Origin of the sequence: Bacillus sp. 1NLA3E, assembly GCF_000242895.2 — a bacterium.
GTDB lineage: Bacteria > Bacillota > Bacilli > Bacillales > Cytobacillaceae > Bacillus_BU.
Map to the genome: position 1 here is coordinate 3,848,171 of NC_021171.1, position 14,976 is coordinate 3,863,146.

The 14,976-nt window shown below is 38.9% G+C and carries 18 protein-coding genes; 6 read left to right on the forward strand and 12 right to left on the reverse strand.

Going from position 1 to position 14,976, the window contains the following annotated elements:
* Nucleotides 1–140: 140 nt before the first annotated feature.
* Both ytkD and B1NLA3E_RS18420 read right to left on the reverse strand, forming a co-directional pair.
* Nucleotides 141–611, reverse strand: a complete 471-nt coding sequence (gene ytkD, locus B1NLA3E_RS18415) for an RNA deprotection pyrophosphohydrolase (RefSeq protein ID WP_015595345.1) — start codon at nt 609–611, stop codon at nt 141–143.
* A gap of 98 nt (nt 612–709) precedes the next feature.
* A complete protein-coding gene (locus B1NLA3E_RS18420) occupies nt 710–1,033 on the reverse strand; it encodes a hypothetical protein (protein WP_041580667.1) in 324 nt (107 codons plus the stop codon).
* A 220-nt stretch (nt 1,034–1,253) separates the two neighbouring features.
* Between B1NLA3E_RS18420 and B1NLA3E_RS18425 the strand changes: the two genes are divergently transcribed.
* Complete coding sequence (locus B1NLA3E_RS18425) at nt 1,254–1,550, forward strand: DUF6154 family protein (protein WP_015595347.1); 297 nt, start codon at nt 1,254–1,256, stop codon at nt 1,548–1,550.
* Nucleotides 1,551–1,594: 44 nt separating this feature from the next.
* Here the strand turns inward: B1NLA3E_RS18425 and B1NLA3E_RS18430 are convergent, their stop codons facing one another.
* Nucleotides 1,595–2,032 (reverse strand): Dps family protein, encoded by a 438-nt coding sequence (locus B1NLA3E_RS18430; RefSeq protein ID WP_015595348.1) that lies wholly within the window; start codon nt 2,030–2,032, stop codon nt 1,595–1,597.
* A 126-nt stretch (nt 2,033–2,158) separates the two neighbouring features.
* Here B1NLA3E_RS18430 and ytzI point away from each other — a divergent pair, with 126 nt between their 5' ends.
* On the forward strand, nt 2,159–2,326 hold the full coding sequence (ytzI, locus tag B1NLA3E_RS24335; protein WP_015595349.1) for a YtzI protein: 168 nt from the start codon (nt 2,159–2,161) through the stop codon (nt 2,324–2,326).
* Nucleotides 2,327–2,360: 34 nt separating this feature from the next.
* Here ytzI and B1NLA3E_RS18435 read toward each other — a convergent pair whose 3' ends face one another.
* Complete coding sequence (locus B1NLA3E_RS18435) at nt 2,361–2,834, reverse strand: S-ribosylhomocysteine lyase (protein WP_015595350.1); 474 nt, start codon at nt 2,832–2,834, stop codon at nt 2,361–2,363.
* Between the two features lie 169 nt (nt 2,835–3,003).
* On the opposite strand from B1NLA3E_RS18435, the gene yidD reads away from it, so the two are divergent.
* On the forward strand, nt 3,004–3,258 hold the full coding sequence (gene yidD / locus B1NLA3E_RS18440) for a membrane protein insertion efficiency factor YidD (protein ID WP_015595351.1): 255 nt from the start codon (nt 3,004–3,006) through the stop codon (nt 3,256–3,258).
* 13 nt (nt 3,259–3,271) lie between these two features.
* On the opposite strand, the gene B1NLA3E_RS18445 is transcribed toward yidD, so the two are convergent.
* Nucleotides 3,272–3,838, reverse strand: coding sequence for a beta-class carbonic anhydrase (locus B1NLA3E_RS18445; protein WP_015595352.1), 567 nt, complete (start codon nt 3,836–3,838; stop codon nt 3,272–3,274).
* Nucleotides 3,839–4,071: 233 nt separating this feature from the next.
* Between B1NLA3E_RS18445 and B1NLA3E_RS18450 the strand changes: the two genes are divergently transcribed.
* Nucleotides 4,072–5,025, forward strand: a complete 954-nt coding sequence (locus B1NLA3E_RS18450; protein WP_041580668.1) for a metal ABC transporter solute-binding protein, Zn/Mn family — start codon at nt 4,072–4,074, stop codon at nt 5,023–5,025.
* 104 nt (nt 5,026–5,129) lie between these two features.
* On the forward strand, nt 5,130–5,294 hold the full coding sequence (locus B1NLA3E_RS24340) for a DUF1540 domain-containing protein (protein WP_015595354.1): 165 nt from the start codon (nt 5,130–5,132) through the stop codon (nt 5,292–5,294).
* A gap of 229 nt (nt 5,295–5,523) precedes the next feature.
* On the opposite strand, the gene menC is transcribed toward B1NLA3E_RS24340, so the two are convergent.
* From menC to B1NLA3E_RS18480, 6 genes are all read right to left on the reverse strand, one after another.
* Nucleotides 5,524–6,633, reverse strand: coding sequence for an o-succinylbenzoate synthase (gene menC / locus B1NLA3E_RS18455; protein ID WP_015595355.1), 1,110 nt, complete (start codon nt 6,631–6,633; stop codon nt 5,524–5,526).
* Nucleotides 6,630–8,123: an o-succinylbenzoate--CoA ligase gene (locus B1NLA3E_RS18460; protein WP_015595356.1), complete on the reverse strand. Its 1,494-nt coding sequence runs from the start codon at nt 8,121–8,123 to the stop codon at nt 6,630–6,632. Before B1NLA3E_RS18460 ends, menC begins: the two co-directional genes overlap by 4 nt.
* 288 nt (nt 8,124–8,411) lie before the next feature.
* Nucleotides 8,412–9,230 (reverse strand): 1,4-dihydroxy-2-naphthoyl-CoA synthase, encoded by an 819-nt coding sequence (gene menB, locus B1NLA3E_RS18465; protein WP_015595357.1) that lies wholly within the window; start codon nt 9,228–9,230, stop codon nt 8,412–8,414.
* 16 nt (nt 9,231–9,246) lie between these two features.
* A complete protein-coding gene (menH, locus tag B1NLA3E_RS18470; RefSeq protein ID WP_015595358.1) occupies nt 9,247–10,056 on the reverse strand; it encodes a 2-succinyl-6-hydroxy-2,4-cyclohexadiene-1-carboxylate synthase in 810 nt (269 codons plus the stop codon).
* The gene (gene menD / locus B1NLA3E_RS18475; RefSeq protein WP_015595359.1) at nt 10,053–11,807 is read right to left on the reverse strand and encodes a 2-succinyl-5-enolpyruvyl-6-hydroxy-3-cyclohexene-1-carboxylic-acid synthase; all 1,755 of its coding nucleotides are present in this window, start codon (nt 11,805–11,807) and stop codon (nt 10,053–10,055) included. Before menD ends, menH begins: the two co-directional genes overlap by 4 nt.
* Nucleotides 11,804–13,210: an isochorismate synthase gene (locus B1NLA3E_RS18480; protein ID WP_041580669.1), complete on the reverse strand. Its 1,407-nt coding sequence runs from the start codon at nt 13,208–13,210 to the stop codon at nt 11,804–11,806. The genes menD and B1NLA3E_RS18480 overlap by 4 nt, the downstream gene beginning before the upstream one ends.
* Nucleotides 13,211–13,583: 373 nt before the next feature.
* On the opposite strand from B1NLA3E_RS18480, the gene B1NLA3E_RS18485 reads away from it, so the two are divergent.
* Nucleotides 13,584–14,516 (forward strand): 1,4-dihydroxy-2-naphthoate polyprenyltransferase, encoded by a 933-nt coding sequence (locus tag B1NLA3E_RS18485; RefSeq protein WP_015595362.1) that lies wholly within the window; start codon nt 13,584–13,586, stop codon nt 14,514–14,516.
* A 109-nt stretch (nt 14,517–14,625) separates the two neighbouring features.
* Here B1NLA3E_RS18485 and B1NLA3E_RS25410 read toward each other — a convergent pair whose 3' ends face one another.
* The gene (locus tag B1NLA3E_RS25410) at nt 14,626–14,763 is read right to left on the reverse strand and encodes a hypothetical protein (RefSeq protein WP_187292115.1); all 138 of its coding nucleotides are present in this window, start codon (nt 14,761–14,763) and stop codon (nt 14,626–14,628) included.
* Nucleotides 14,764–14,976 lie beyond the last annotated feature (213 nt).

The following is a 14,976-nucleotide window of genomic DNA, read 5'->3' on the forward strand; positions in this document are numbered from 1 at the left end:
AATTAAAAACTTGGACTTTTTCAGTGGCCTCGCTAAAGCGCCTGCGGGGTCTCACCTGTCCCGCTGCTCCCGCAGGAGTCTTCGCGCCTTCCACTCCAATCAACATTGTGCAAAAAATCAACATTGAGCTTTAACACAGCCTAAAATTTTAATTGAGCTAGTTGTTCCAAGCTGTTTTTAATCACATCATCTTTCATAATAAAACTATATTTTTCTTGAAAACGGGCATCAAGGATATTGTCATCTTCAAAAACTGGGCCATTTGTCTCCATATAATTATTCTTATCAACCAAATCCACGACACTACCATAGAAAATGGTCTTCACAAAACTGGTTGACCCATTGGAAACTTCATATTCCCCAAGTGGAAAAAAAGTATCCAACACACCACCTGTTTCTTCATACACCTCTCTCAATGCTGCTTGTTCTGGATTTTCTCCTGGTTCTATTTTCCCTCCAGGAAATTCCCAGCCCCGCTCTTTATGTGAGGTTAACAACCACTTATTATGATAACGGCAAATCACGATCACATGCCTACTAACTTCTGAAAAAGCATTTAGCCTAAAGGCCAATCGCACTGTACACCCATTATGATCAAAAAATTGATCCAATTTAATTCCCCCTGCTCGTATCTCCTAGTATCTATTTTACAATAGGAACGTATAAGCGGGAAATAAGAACGGGGCAAGTTGCATAGTTTATTCCACAGCTAGGTCAGGTCTGGCAGAATCCCGATTGAGCGAATATGTTGTTTTGCCTCTTCATCACCGAGATCATAAATCAGTTTGTAAATTTTTTCTGTCGTTTTATCATAAGCATCATTTTCTCGATCATAATGGTATTGAACATAAGGAACATGTGCACGAAAAAAATTTTGCCATTCGGTCGAATAGTTTTGATCAAAATATTCTCTTAACTGAATTATTTCATCGTCAGTCGCGGTAATTTTAAAATTCCAAGGTGAATCAGTTGCACTTTGCATTATTTCTCCGGTTCCAAGTGCGATATAATAGGTCTTTTTATTTAATGGCATCCTTTTCATCCCTTTCGATTCATTGCTTATCGTTTCCCACATATTCCTTTAGATTATTCCTAAAGTTTTTCCACGCCCTTAAAAGAGGGAAATTTTTCTTTTTTATTGAGTTACAAAACTAACACCTGCATATGGTTTTAGGGTAAACTAAAATTATATAGAGACGGGGTAGGAATAAATCCTTTATTCAGAGGGATTTATTAAGAAGGATTAACATAAAATGATTATTAACTTACTGAAAGAAACGGAGGTGTTGAAAGTGAAGTTAGTGGATGAACTATTTGAATTATACCGTAATAAATTAACCGGAGACGATGAAGATATCGATATGCTTGCATTTGCTATTTTAGAAGAAATGAGCAGAGATGACATATTACAATTAATCCATGATCTTTCTACACAGGAGATATACAACTTAGTTGGTGTTTATTTAATCGAAAGTCTTAAAGAAAAATTCGCCCAAGAAGAGTATGGACAACACCGTCCACAAACCAATTTGCCACGGAATATTCATTAATAAATACATAACAAAAGCTGGCAATTATTTGCCAGCTTTCTTTATTATCCCAAAAACGCTTGTAGCATCCACATATGTTTTAAAAGATTTTTCTGTATTCCCACTAATATGTCTGCTGTTCCTTGATCTTCTTCCTTTTCTGCTAGCCCAATTACCACTTTTAACTCATTTATTAAGAGTGAAAAATCTGCATAGATGGTTTTTACCATCTCTTGCTCACCTTCATTCCCTGTTGCTTCCTTAACAGTTGCTATTTCAAGGCATTCTTTGATGGTACCGATTGGCTTTCCACCGATAGATAATAATCTCTCGGCCAGCTCGTCAATATATCCTGCAGCTTCATCATAAAACACTTCAAATTTTTCATGCAAAGTAAAGAAATGATGCCCTTTAATAAACCAATGGTAATTATGTAATTTTACATATAATACCGTCCAATTGGCCACCTGTTTGTTTACATTTAGAATCAATTCAGTTGACATGTTATCATCCTCCCGAAACTATTATTCCCTTTATCAAGGAAATAAATCGAAGTATTTCGGGACGTAATCTTTCTCAAAAGTTCAAACTTTGTGATAAAATAGCGAAGAATATGGGGAGGGGAAATAATGCTAACTGTCATGGTGATTTCCATTATTATTGTATTTGTAGTCCTATTATTGGCTGTGTTAACTACTTCAAAAGCCTATTCCTTTAAGCATACGGTAGACCCGATCGATGAACTTCCAAACTTTGAAGACAATGAAAATCTAAAAAAAGCAGGGACTGACGATTAACGTCAATCCCTGTTTTTTTTGATTACTCGTCTTTTTAGGCAAAAACTTCTTTTAAATTGGCTTTATCATGCTCTAACCAGAACTTCATTAAACGCTTGGCGCCTTCTAAGTCATGGAGCTTCGCTTGACCACATTGTCTTTCATTTGCTGCTGGGATGTCGGTAATTTCCATTGCATCCTTCATGGTATCTTCAAGTAAATTAATAATTTCTTCAACTGTTGGTTCGCCACTAACGACTAGATAATAGCCAGTTTGGCATCCCATTGGTGAAATATCAATGATGTCAAAGTGATCGTACTTTTCTGAGTGCTTACGGATATTAAAAGCAAGTAAATGCTCTAATGTATGCATTGCTTCAGGCTTCATTGATTGTTTATTAGGTTGGCAAAAGCGGAGATCGTATTTATTAACAACTCCGTCACTTCCCACTTTATGGACACCACAGTGTCTAACATAAGGGGCTACGACTGCATTATGATCTAAATCAAAACTTTCAACTGATGGCATGTTATCACTCCTTAATTATTCTTCACATTATCATACCTTAATTCCCTACTTTATTCATCAACAAAGAACGCAATGCTAAAACTGGACAATCGGTTTGCATCTTTAGACGAATAAAAAAATTTGTGCTATCGTTTATCTAAATCAAATGTTTTTGAAAGGGAGCTATTCCATGCTATCAAAAATGGTGATTAAAATCATCCGTTTTTACCAAATTGTCATTTCTCCATTAAAACCACCGTCTTGCCGGTTTTATCCTACTTGTTCCCATTATGGAATAGAAGCAGTTCAGCGGCATGGCGCAATAAAAGGCAGCTGGCTAACAATCAAACGAATCTTAAAATGCCAGCCGTTTCATCCTGGAGGAATGGATCCGGTTCCTCAAGAATGGCCAACTAGAAAAAAAGTGGTTGATAAAACGAAATAATTTAATAAATTTCTTACAAATGATCATACCCATTTACAACCAAATCAAGCTTTCCAGTCGTTGGGTCAATTACTAAACCATGCACAGCGATTTCTTTTGGCATAAGTGGATGTTTTCTGACCACACTTACACTATGAGTAACACTTTCAGTCACATTATCAAACCCTTTAAGCCATTCTGAGACCTCTATGCCTGAATACGATAAGATGTCGAGCATTTCCTGTTTAATTCCCCGCTCTTTCATCTTCGCGATAATAGGCTCAGCCTTAAGCCCGCTCATTCCGCAATCATAATGACCGATAACTAAGACTTCTTCTGCTTGTAATTCATAAACTGCAACCAAAATACTTCGCATCACACTTCCAAATGGATGCATTACGAGTGCACCTGCATCCTTTACGATTTTCACATCGCCATTTCCTAAATTTAATGCTTTCGGCAACAGTTCTAGTAACCTTGTATCCATGCAAGTTAAAATAACCATCCGCTTATTAGGGAATTTTGTCGTTAAATATTCCTCATATTTCTTTTCAGCGACAAAGTTTTCATTAAAACTTATGATTTCATCCAGTAATTTCATTTTTGGTCACTCCTTCTGTCGTTTTTTGTCCATATTTATAGAATACAAATGTTTGACCAAAACGACAAATATAAGCTTGCAATTTTCAAAAAAATTATGTAAGATACAAAAAGGCAAATCGTAACGATTACGGATTATGAATCTAGTAAAAGTATGAAAATGGCTGTTAACAGTCAACACTCCTCCAAAACCAACATCTGAAGGGGCGACCTTGCCGAGGAAAGGTGATCACTTTGAAAAAGTCTTTATTGATTTTTATTTCGATTATACTCCCACTAAGTTTATTTATCTTGGGTTGTGAAAATAAGCAAAAAACGAAAAAAAATAATAAACAACTGACCGTATATACAACCGTTTATCCGCTTCAATATTTTACCGAAAGAATTGGCGGTGACTTTGTAAAGGTGGACACCATTTACCCACCTGGGGCAGATGAGCACACGTTTGAGCCAACCCAAAGAGATATGATGAATCTCGTTGATGCAGATTTGTTTTTCTATGTGGGCTTGGGTCTAGAAGGTTTTGTTGATAAAGCTAAAGATACATTAAAGAATGAAAAGGTGGAGATGATTTCCACTGCAGATCATATTTCCTTTGGGGATAATCCTCCAATCGATCAAGAACAAGATTCGGAGCAAGCAGAATCTACTGAACACAATCAGTCGATTGATCCCCATGTATGGCTAGATCCTATTTATGCACAGGAGTTAGCTAAATCGATAAGGGATTCTTTGGTCAAAAAAATGCCTGAACAAAAAGATACCTTTGATAAGAATTACCAAGAATTATCAAAGGAATTGGAAAAGTTAAATCAATCCTTTGAATCCACGGCACAATCAGCGAAGTACAAAGAAATAGTAGTTGCCCATGCAGCTTATGGATACTGGGAAAAACGTTACGGAATAAAACAAATCAGTATTTCCGGTTTGTCTACTACCAATGAACCTTCTCAAAAAAAACTTGAAGAAATTGTTTCCAAAGCCAAACAGGATCATATAAAATACATTATTTTTGAGCAAAATGTTACATCCAAGCTAACTAAAATAGTTGAAGATGAAGTTGGTGCAAAATCACTTACTCTTCATAATCTTTCCGTTTTAACAAGAGAAAATATCGATAACAAGGATAATTATTTTACCATTATGGATAAAAACATCCAGACTTTAAATAAAGCCCTAAATGATTAGTGTTAAACAAAAAAACTAGCAAATCATCCTTAATATTGTCAACATAATCACAACAGATTCTGCTAACCCTATCCTTGTACCGCTATTACGAGGAGTGATGCTGAGTGACGGGTCAGGTCTTATGTGAAGTGAAAAACTGTCAATATTGGGAACATGGCAATTCTTGCGGCGCCGAGCAGATCTATGTCGTCAGTCAGACTGGAGATACCACTTATACCAGTTCAGAAACCGGCTGTAAAACGTTCATCCCTAATGATGAACTATCTTAAAGGCTCTTTTCTAAATAGGTTTTGTGGAAAGCAAACCGATTAGAAAGAAGTTGATTGGAGCGGAAGGTGCTTGACTCCTGGGGGAGCAGCGGGACAGGTGAGACCCCGCAGGCGTAACGCCGAGGAGGCTCACCGCCCGCCCCGCGGAAAGCGTGGAGCGGAAATCATCCCCTCCTCTCATGAGTAAATAGAACAGAGAGCATCCGAGATTATTCCCGGATGCTCTTTTTTATAAGCGAATTATTTCCTTAAATTGAAGTGAATTATTAAGGCTCTTCTCATTAATTGAAAAGCCAATTCCAGGTCCCTCTGGTACTTGGATATACCCATTTTCAACCATCACTTCTGGAGTAGTAATATCTTCAGCCCAATATCGACTCGAAGCAGAAATATCGCCTGGAATGGTGAATCCAGGTAAAGATGCAATGGCTATATTATGGGCACGGGAAACGCCAAATTCAAGCATCCCCCCACACCACACTTGAATGCCGTTTTGAACAGCTATGTCATGGATTTGTTTAGCTGTCTTAAGACCACCGACTCTTCCAATCTTCACATTAATCACCCCACAGCTGCCAAGCTCAATCGCTTGCCTTGCATCGTTAAAGGTGACAATACTTTCATCCAAACAAATAGGTGTTTGGATCTCCTTCTGAAGTTTAGCGTGATCAATGATGTCATCGTGAGCCAACGGTTGTTCGATCATGAGCAACCCAAACTGATCAAGTTCCTTCAACCTTTCAATCTCATTTAAGGTGTAGGCGGAATTAGCATCAGCCATGAGAGGCAGGTCAGGAAAACGGGAACGAATCCCCTCAATTAGATTGAAATCATGTCCTGGGCTAATTTTCACCTTCACTCTTTGATAGCCGTCAGCCAAATATAGGTCAATCTGACGAATGGCCTCATCTACATTGCTTGTTCCGACCACCACTCCTGACGGAACTTTTGTTTTGCAGCCCCCCAGAAGCCTTGAGAGCGCTTTTTCTTGCGATTTTGCATACAAATCCCATATAGCTGTCTCTAGTCCCGCTTTGGCCATCTGGTTGCGCCTATACTTATCAAGAAGTGGAGTGACTTCGTCAGGATGGGAAATGGTTTTATTTTTTAACAGAGGTATGAAATAATCCTTTAACATATGAAAACATGTCCGTACGGTTTCCTCAGTGTACCATGGTGAGGAAAAGGCAACTACCTCTCCATAGCCTTTACCCCCCTCGGAATCGATCACCTCAACAATGATAGCTTCCCGGTCAGTTACAGTCGCCAAATGGGTTGCAAACGGAAGCTTTAATTTCTTTGAGATAACATAAAGTGTAATGGAATTGATCTTGATCATTGGCCGCTTCCTCTTTCAAGCAAATCTCTTAATTGACGCCTTACCAATTTATTTGATGCGTTCCTCGGCAGCCGTTCTGTAAAAATAATCCGTTTTGGAACTTTATAGCTAGCCAGCTTTTGGCGGCAAAAAGAGAGCAATTCCTCAGCGGTAATCAATGAGGCCGGGTCGCAAACAACAAAAGCGATTGGCACTTGCCCCCACTTGTCATCGTCGATACCGATTACGCCTGCATCAAAGACCTCCTGATGAGACAGCAAGGCTCCTTCAATTTGGGCGGGATAGATATTCTCACCGCCCGAAATAATTAAATCTGCCCGGCGATCAAGTACATACAAGAACCCTTCTTCATCAACATAGCCAATATCCCCAGTATGAAGCCAGCCGTTTTGAATTTTTTCAGCGTTTTCCTTTTCACGATATAAATATCCTGTGGTCACGTTCGGTCCTTTGACTATAATCTCGCCCTCTTCTCGGGGCTTAACCTCCACGCCACCAGCATCAATAATTTTCAATTGGGCAGGGAATAATGGTTTTCCTGCTGACCCTATTTTATTAAAGCTATTTTCTGGGGAAAGTGTCACGATTTGCGAAGACGTTTCTGTCATTCCGTATGATTGGAAAACTGGAATTCCAATTTCTGCACAAGTATCTAGCAATGACAATGGAGCTGGTCCACCACCAAGTAACATACAACGGAATTGGGCAGGCATGTTTTTGCCCCCTAATGCTTTCACTATTCTTGTTAACGTTGTCGTAACCACGGACATAATTGTCACGTTGTGGCGGCTGATATCGTTAATGACCCTTTGTTCATCAAATCCATCATGAAGAACGATCGGCATTCCGTACACTAAGCTCCGGACTAAAATTGAATAACCACTTATATGAAATAATGGAACGGTACATAACCAGCAATCTTGTTCAGATATACCAAGATTTAATGCCGATCCAATTGAACTCCACCAGTGGTTTCCATAGGTTTGTTTAACTCCTTTTGGAAAACCGGTCGTCCCGGAGGTGTACATAATCGTACAAATTCCCTCGAGTTCGTACTCTTCGCGTAGGTTTGGTTGAATAGGATTTATTGAGAAAAGCTGCTGTTTTGTCCAAATGGAGTATAGAGGTTTTTTAGCTTGTAATGCTGCGATTTTTGGCGCGAATGAATCCTCAGTGATTAAAGCCACACTTTTGGAGTCTTCGAGTTGCCATGCTAACTCATCCTCGGTAAGTCGGTTATTTAGGATAACAGCTGTCGCCCCGAGCATTTGTAAGGCATAAAGAATGGTGATTGTATCTAGATGGTTTTTTAATAAGACACCTATAAATTGTCCTTTTACAATTGAGACAGCCGCTAACTTTCCGGAAATGGACAAGGTTCTATCATATGTATCTTGAAAAGTCAGGACTTGATCTTCAAAAATTAGTGCTGTCCTTGATGGTGTTAAAAAGGCTCTCTTTTTAAGCCAGTTTGGAATCTGCTGGGTCATGGATAATCACCTGCTTCTATTGTGTAGATTTATTCGGTTTGAATAATTAGGCCGGCCAAAAAAAAAATAGAATCATGGCTATTTTTTAATAAAATAATACAAAAAAGCAAAAGAAATGGAACAAATTCATAAAAAAATTCTAAAAAAACTATTCGAAACTGATTTCATACTCTACTAAAAATCTAATCATAGATCTCATTTCAAAAAAACAGCTTGATGGGGTCCATCAAACTGTTTGCATGTGTAAAGGTCGCATTCAATTCTTACGCCTTCCGTATTTCGTTTTGATCACGGAAAACGAGGGAATTTCCCAAAGTCAGGTTTGCGTTTTTCTTTGAACGCGTCACGGCCTTCTTTTGCCTCGTCTGTTGTGTAATAAAGCAAAGTTGCATCACCGGCAAATTGCTGGATTCCAGCCAATCCGTCAGTATCAGCATTGAACGCTGCCTTTAAGAAACGAAGGGCCATTGGGCTTTTCCCAAGAATTTCTTCACACCATTTTACTGTTTCATCTTCAACTTGGTCAAGTGGTACAACCGTATTAACAAGTCCCATGTCCAAGGCTTCTTGAGCATTGTATTGACGACATAAGAACCAAATCTCACGAGCCTTTTTATGTCCCACTATTCTTGCTAAATAACCAGAACCATAACCGGCATCAAAACTACCTACGTTCGGTCCAGTTTGTCCAAATTTAGCGTTATCAGCCGCAATCGTTAAGTCACAAACAATATGTAAAACATGTCCTCCACCAATTGCATAACCTTTTACCATCGCGATAACAGGCTTAGGAATCACACGGATTAACCTTTGCAAGTCTAGAACATTTAACCGAGGAACTTGATCTTCTCCTACATAGCCACCATGACCACGTACCTTTTGATCTCCTCCCGAGCAAAACGCATCATCGCCTGCTCCCGTTAACACAATAACACCAACATTCGAATCATCACGTGCGTATGCAAATGCATCGATTAGCTCCATTACAGTCTTAGGTCGGAACGCATTGCGTACCTCTGGACGGTTAATGGTTATTTTGGCAATTCCATTGTATGTTTCATATAAAATGTCCTCGTATTGACGTGCAGCTACCCATTCAACTGTCATACTTTATTCCTCCTTATTATGTAGATTGAACAAACTCACTTACTATTGTACCAAATTTCCCCGCTTGTTCCACATGAATTGCATGTCCGCATCCCTCTACAACCATCATTTTGCTATTTTTTAGCCTTCCCAACATTTCATTCGCAATCTTACAAAACTTTTCGTCAAGCTCACCCGTTATTAACAATACATCACAGGACACGTGGTCTAGGTATTCCCACCATGATTTCTGTGCTCCTGTGCCCATTCCGATTAAACTATTGGCTAGACCTGTCACAGAGTTCATTAAACGTTGTTCTCTTATTTGGTTTTGAACCTGTTGTGGAAGATTTTTTTGGGATTGAAATAACGGAATTCCTTCCCAATTATCGACAAAGTTTTCGATCCCCTTGTCGATAATCGACGTAGCAAGCTTCTCATCCCTCTGTCTACGCTCATCTCTTTCCGTTTCCGTCTTAAGTCCAGGCGAAGCACTCTCTAGGACTAGTTTCCTTATTTTATCAGGATATTTAGCCGCAAACGAAAGAGCTAGCCTGCCTCCCATAGAGTATCCAAGAAAATCTGCTTTATCTATGTTTAGTTGTTGCAGAATAAGAGATATGTCATTAACTACCCTATCCATTTGATAGCGTTCAGATTCTACTGGTGCATCCGTCCTTCCGTGACCGATAATATCAATCATGATTAAAGATGAATGGGTGGTCCACTGTTTACAAAACGGTAACCACGTTGCGGAATTCCCAGTAAAACCGTGGAGTAGCACAAGTGGATATCCCTCTCCAACCATATCGACATCATACCGAATTCCGTCGATTTCTAGCTTCATTTAGATTCACCTTTAATCCATTTTTCTATTTCCTGGGAAACATAATTCCACAATTCTCGATGTTCATTAAGATTTGTGTCTCTAGTTGTCGGAATTTCGTACACACATAATCCTTGTCTATCTAGATTCTTCTCGATAGACGAAGAAAGGTGCTCCCAATCCATAATCGTTTCAAAGTTGCCCTTAAACATTTGTACTGCATGTTTAAAATCTATATCTAACGGAGTCCCAAACAGAAGTTCAAAATGTTTTGGATGCCTAGCCTGTGGTAAGAACGAGAATATCCCGCCACCATTATTATTGATTAAAATAATATTAATCGGTATTTGATGTAATTTTGAGGCGATTAAGCCATTTAAATCATGGAAAAAGGTTAAATCTCCAAGGACTAAATAAAAGGGTTGATGTATGGTTGCCGCACCCAATGCGGTTGAAACAGTTCCATCAATACCATTTGCCCCTCGGTTGGCCATAATCCGGAGCGATTTTTCATTATGATGAAAGAAAGAATCCAAATCTCTAATTGGCATACTATTTCCAACAAACACGGTAGCATCCGCAGGAAGAATGTTTGAGAGCTGAGAAAACAGCTTCGCTTCACTTAAGGCGGTCTCATTATTGATCTTTGATAAATGGTGTTTAGTGATCTGGTTCATTTTCATCCACTTTTCCAGAAAAGCTGACTCATTGCGCTCTTCTATTAAAGGAAGTAGTGACTGGCAAAGGACAACCTCATCACAATAAATCATTTCGGAAGTCACAGCATTTGGATCTCTCCAGCCACCCCCGCCATCAATGACATAATGAACGGCATCGTGGTTTTCCTTCATAAAAATCGTAAGTGCTTTGGAAACTGGCATTGCGCCTAGACGGATGATTATATCAGGCTGTAAAAACCTCTTTGCTTGATCATTTCGCAAAAATGTATCATATGTATCAACTATATTTTTTTTTCTATGGCTCCCGCTTCGTAATTGTGATAAAGGATCTGCAAGAATAGGAAATTGTAGTTTTTCAGCCAAATCAATTACCGCATGCTGAAAAGGAGGGTTATCTATTGGACCGCAAACAATTACACCTTTTGTTTCTTTAGACCACAGTGCAGCAAGTCTACTAAATTGGTCATGTGTTAAGGTTAATTCCCCTGGTCGAATCTTAATCGATCCTTTAGTCGGTCTATGCTTTTCAAAAACATTCTGATCTTCTAATTGAGGGATCAACGGTTCCCTAAAAGGGAAATTCAAATGAACTGGTCCAGCTGGAGTCATTTGTGAAGTGGCAACGGCTCTAGCACATACGGTTTGAGAATAACGAATTAATTCATCAGATGCTTCAGGTAAGGCCATTTCAACAAACCATTTCACATGTTTACCGTAAAGATGTATTTGGTCAATCGCTTGAGGCGCTCCAACATCACGTAGCTCATGAGGACGATCTGCTGTTAACACGATGAGAGGAACTCTTGAAATATTAGCTTCGATAATAGCTGGATAATAATTAGCTGCAGCAGTCCCTGAAGTACAAAGGAGAGCAACTGATTTTCTTGATGCTTTGGCAATTCCAAGCGCAAAAAAGGCAGCTGATCTCTCGTCTATCTGAATATGTATTTGAAGGCCTTGATGCTCGGCCATCATTAATGCCATTGGAGTTGATCGTGATCCAGGGCTAACCACTACATCCGTCACACCTGATTCGACTAATTCCCCAATAAATGCTGCTAAGTAAGCTGTAAGTGACTCCTGGTGATTCATATTCCTTCTCCTCCAAGCGCTGTTAGCATCGGACGAAACTTAATGTTTGTCTCTAAGTATTCACTTTCTGAATTTGAATCGGCTACAACCCCGCACCCAGCAAAAAGGGATGCTTGATCTCCTTGAATTAAACCGGACCTTATGGCAACAGCAAATTCGCCATTCTCACGATAATCCATCCAGCCAATTGGTCCACCATAGAGACCACGATCCATAAGTTCAACTTCGCGAATCTTTTCTACTGCTTCTTTTTTGGGAAGGCCGCCTAATGCAGGTGTTGGATGGAGTCGTTCCACAATCTGAAGCAAAGATGTATGTCCATCAGTTTTTCCAATGACAGGAGTATATAAGTGTTGGATATCTCTCATTTTCATCAATGCAGGTCGCTCAGGAATAATGACCTGTTGGCATACTTCACTCATTGCCTCTTTAATCATTTGGACCACATAGTGATGTTCAATTAGATTTTTTTGATCTGTTAGGATGTCTTGTTCCAAGCGCTTATCATCTTCAACTGTTTTTCCACGCTTAATAGATCCTGCTAAACAAGTCGTAAACAGATCATTGCCACTTTTCTTCAGTAATCTTTCTGGCGAAGCACCTACAAAACAATCTCCATTAGACTCAAATGCAAATACAAAACTTGCCTTTTGCTCTAACAAAAAGTGCTCTAAAACCTTTTCAACTTGAATTGGTTCATGAAAATGCAGTCTTAATTCTCGAGCTAACACCACTTTTTTTAGTGGACCTTTCTTTAACGCATCAGCGATATCATCTACGGTTTTTTTCCAGGCATCTGGTTGAATTTCCTCAGTTTTTGCAAGATGGCTTTCGCGATATTCTTTACCAACCTTTGCAGATGCCAATAATTGTTCACGTTCTCGGTTGATTTTGCCAACTAAAGAATCGTCATCATGTTGCGTACAGAGAATATTGGAAGTTAAATATGCTTGTCCATCAATGATAGAAAGCATATACTTTGGAATATGGAACAGTGAATGTGAAAATTTTGTCCATAATGTGGTTTTAGCCTTTAATGGGTCAAAAGAAAAGCCCCCGAACATCGTAGGACCTAAACCGTTATGTGTATATGGATTAAAAATCATTGAATTTTCTGTAAAGCGCTTCCACTCATTGTGAACATCAATAAAACGATCAGCTGACTGATCTGTCTGAATTTGTTTACAAATCCCTAATCCTACGAAAAATGCTTGGTCTGATGGATCCTTCCAAAAGAAACGTTCACCAAAGTATTTTTCACAACCAGAATAGAAAAATGACAGGGGTTCAATATGCTCAATTTTATGAACTTCACTAACTAGTACTGGCGCAGCTAAAGCCTTGGCTCTCGCGATTGCTTCGAAGATTCGCATCTTTAGCTCCGAATCATGTAAGATAACCAAAAAAAATCCCCCCAATAACAGCATTACTACTGCTATCCTTTCATTTTAAGCTTATTTTAAGATACACCTCATTATAAATCATGTCAATAATACGTGTAACAGGTGCCCTAGTTTGTTCCTTATTATATAATGATTGTACTTTAACTATACAGTCCGAATTCTGCTCTTTTGTTACAGGGAATCTTTATTCCATATATATCATTCATTTTGTTTTGGTTTTCATTTCCAATCATAACAAATGAATTGACAGGCATGGTGTCTTTTCCTACACTTAAATAGATGGCTTTTTGACAATCATTCTTTTTTCCATTAAGATAGTCTAGTTTATTCCTATTATACATTAATAATATTTTCACAGGGGAGAGTCAAATTTATGCAACCACAAATGCATTCAAAATCTTCAAAGGTTACGAACCAGCCCAGTTGGAGAGTTTGGTGGCAATTAACACGACCTCATACATTAACAGCAGCGTTTGTTCCGGTTTTATTGGGAACGGCATTAGCCATACCGCAATCTGATATTCATATTGGGCTTTTTGTAGCCATGCTCTTGGCATGCTTACTTATTCAAGCAGCAACCAACATGTTTAATGAGTATTATGACTTTAAACGTGGACTTGATACTGCCGAATCAGTTGGGATTGGCGGAGCGATTGTTCGAGAGGGAATTCAAGCAAAAACGGTTCTTTATATTGCATTGTCATTATATGGGATCTCTATATTATTAGGTGTTTATATTTGTATGTACACAAGTTGGTGGCTAGCCCTGATTGGGTCTGTATCTATGTCGTTCGGATATTTATATACTGGCGGTCCGCTTCCAATTGCCTATACTCCGCTTGGAGAACTATTTGCTGGTTTCTTTATGGGATGTTTAATTATTTTAATTTCATTCTTTATTCAAACCGGTACGGTCTCTTCAACAGCCATTTTCGTTTCAATTCCAATTACTATTTTAGTTGGTGCCATATTAATGGCAAATAATATTCGGGATTTAGATGGAGACAAGGAATTTGGGCGTAAGACATTAGCGATTTTGCTGGGAAGAAAAGGTGCGATTATTTTCCTTGCGGGGATGTTCATCATTTCTTATTTATGGGTATTCGCGCTTATTTTCTTAGGAATCGTCTCACCCTGGTTGACTATTGTTGTTCTTAGCATACCAAAAGCAATCAATGCCATTACAGGTTTCAACCGAAATTCGCTTCCACAGAAAATGATGCCAGCGATGAAAGCGACTGCACAAACCAACACCATTTTCGGATTTTTACTTTCAATAGGATTATTTATAGCCTATTACCTATAAGAAAAGCTGACTTAGGTCAGGTCAGGCTGTCGAGAAACTCTCGACAGCCTATTATTTTGCTTAAACGCTTTAGTGATACACCAAGTTTATTTATTAATAAATAGGCTGTTCAAGAGAGCTGTTGATTTCCGTTCCAGGCGATCACCTTCTTCGTTGCTTGATTTACAATTATATCGATTTTTCGTTTATTCTGGATCAATACGGCTCTTTGATTTCCATCTTTTCTGCCGCTTCGCATTATGGGCATCAATACGGCTCTTTGATCAGTGAGTGGGACCATATAAGTTCAGAGAGCACCAAAGTTTACGAAAACAGCCTTTTAAATAATGTTTATTGATGTTATGTGCCAGTTAAGGGAAGTGAAGAATGTAAGTGAACAGGCTCTCCTTACTGGTGCCTGCCAAAACATAATTACAACACAATTTTCCAGATTCGGTAGGGTATGTTGCAAATCTATAGG

Coding starts and splice junctions, on each gene's coding strand:
- B1NLA3E_RS18420 (WP_041580667.1), bottom strand. CDS start 1,033: ATGCCATTAAATAAAAAGACCTATTATATCGCACTTGGAACCGGAGAA.
- B1NLA3E_RS18425 (WP_015595347.1), top strand. CDS start 1,254: ATGATTATTAACTTACTGAAAGAAACGGAGGTGTTGAAAGTGAAGTTA.
- B1NLA3E_RS18430 (WP_015595348.1), bottom strand. CDS start 2,032: ATGTCAACTGAATTGATTCTAAATGTAAACAAACAGGTGGCCAATTGG.
- ytzI (WP_015595349.1), top strand. CDS start 2,159: ATGCTAACTGTCATGGTGATTTCCATTATTATTGTATTTGTAGTCCTA.
- B1NLA3E_RS18435 (WP_015595350.1), bottom strand. CDS start 2,834: ATGCCATCAGTTGAAAGTTTTGATTTAGATCATAATGCAGTCGTAGCC.
- yidD (WP_015595351.1), top strand. CDS start 3,004: ATGCTATCAAAAATGGTGATTAAAATCATCCGTTTTTACCAAATTGTC.
- B1NLA3E_RS18445 (WP_015595352.1), bottom strand. CDS start 3,838: ATGAAATTACTGGATGAAATCATAAGTTTTAATGAAAACTTTGTCGCT.
- menC (WP_015595355.1), bottom strand. CDS start 6,633: ATGATCAAGATCAATTCCATTACACTTTATGTTATCTCAAAGAAATTA.
- B1NLA3E_RS18460 (WP_015595356.1), bottom strand. CDS start 8,123: ATGACCCAGCAGATTCCAAACTGGCTTAAAAAGAGAGCCTTTTTAACA.
- menB (WP_015595357.1), bottom strand. CDS start 9,230: ATGACAGTTGAATGGGTAGCTGCACGTCAATACGAGGACATTTTATAT.
- menH (WP_015595358.1), bottom strand. CDS start 10,056: ATGAAGCTAGAAATCGACGGAATTCGGTATGATGTCGATATGGTTGGA.
- menD (WP_015595359.1), bottom strand. CDS start 11,807: ATGAATCACCAGGAGTCACTTACAGCTTACTTAGCAGCATTTATTGGG.
- B1NLA3E_RS18485 (WP_015595362.1), top strand. CDS start 13,584: ATGCAACCACAAATGCATTCAAAATCTTCAAAGGTTACGAACCAGCCC.
- B1NLA3E_RS25410 (WP_187292115.1), bottom strand. CDS start 14,763: ATGCCCATAATGCGAAGCGGCAGAAAAGATGGAAATCAAAGAGCCGTA.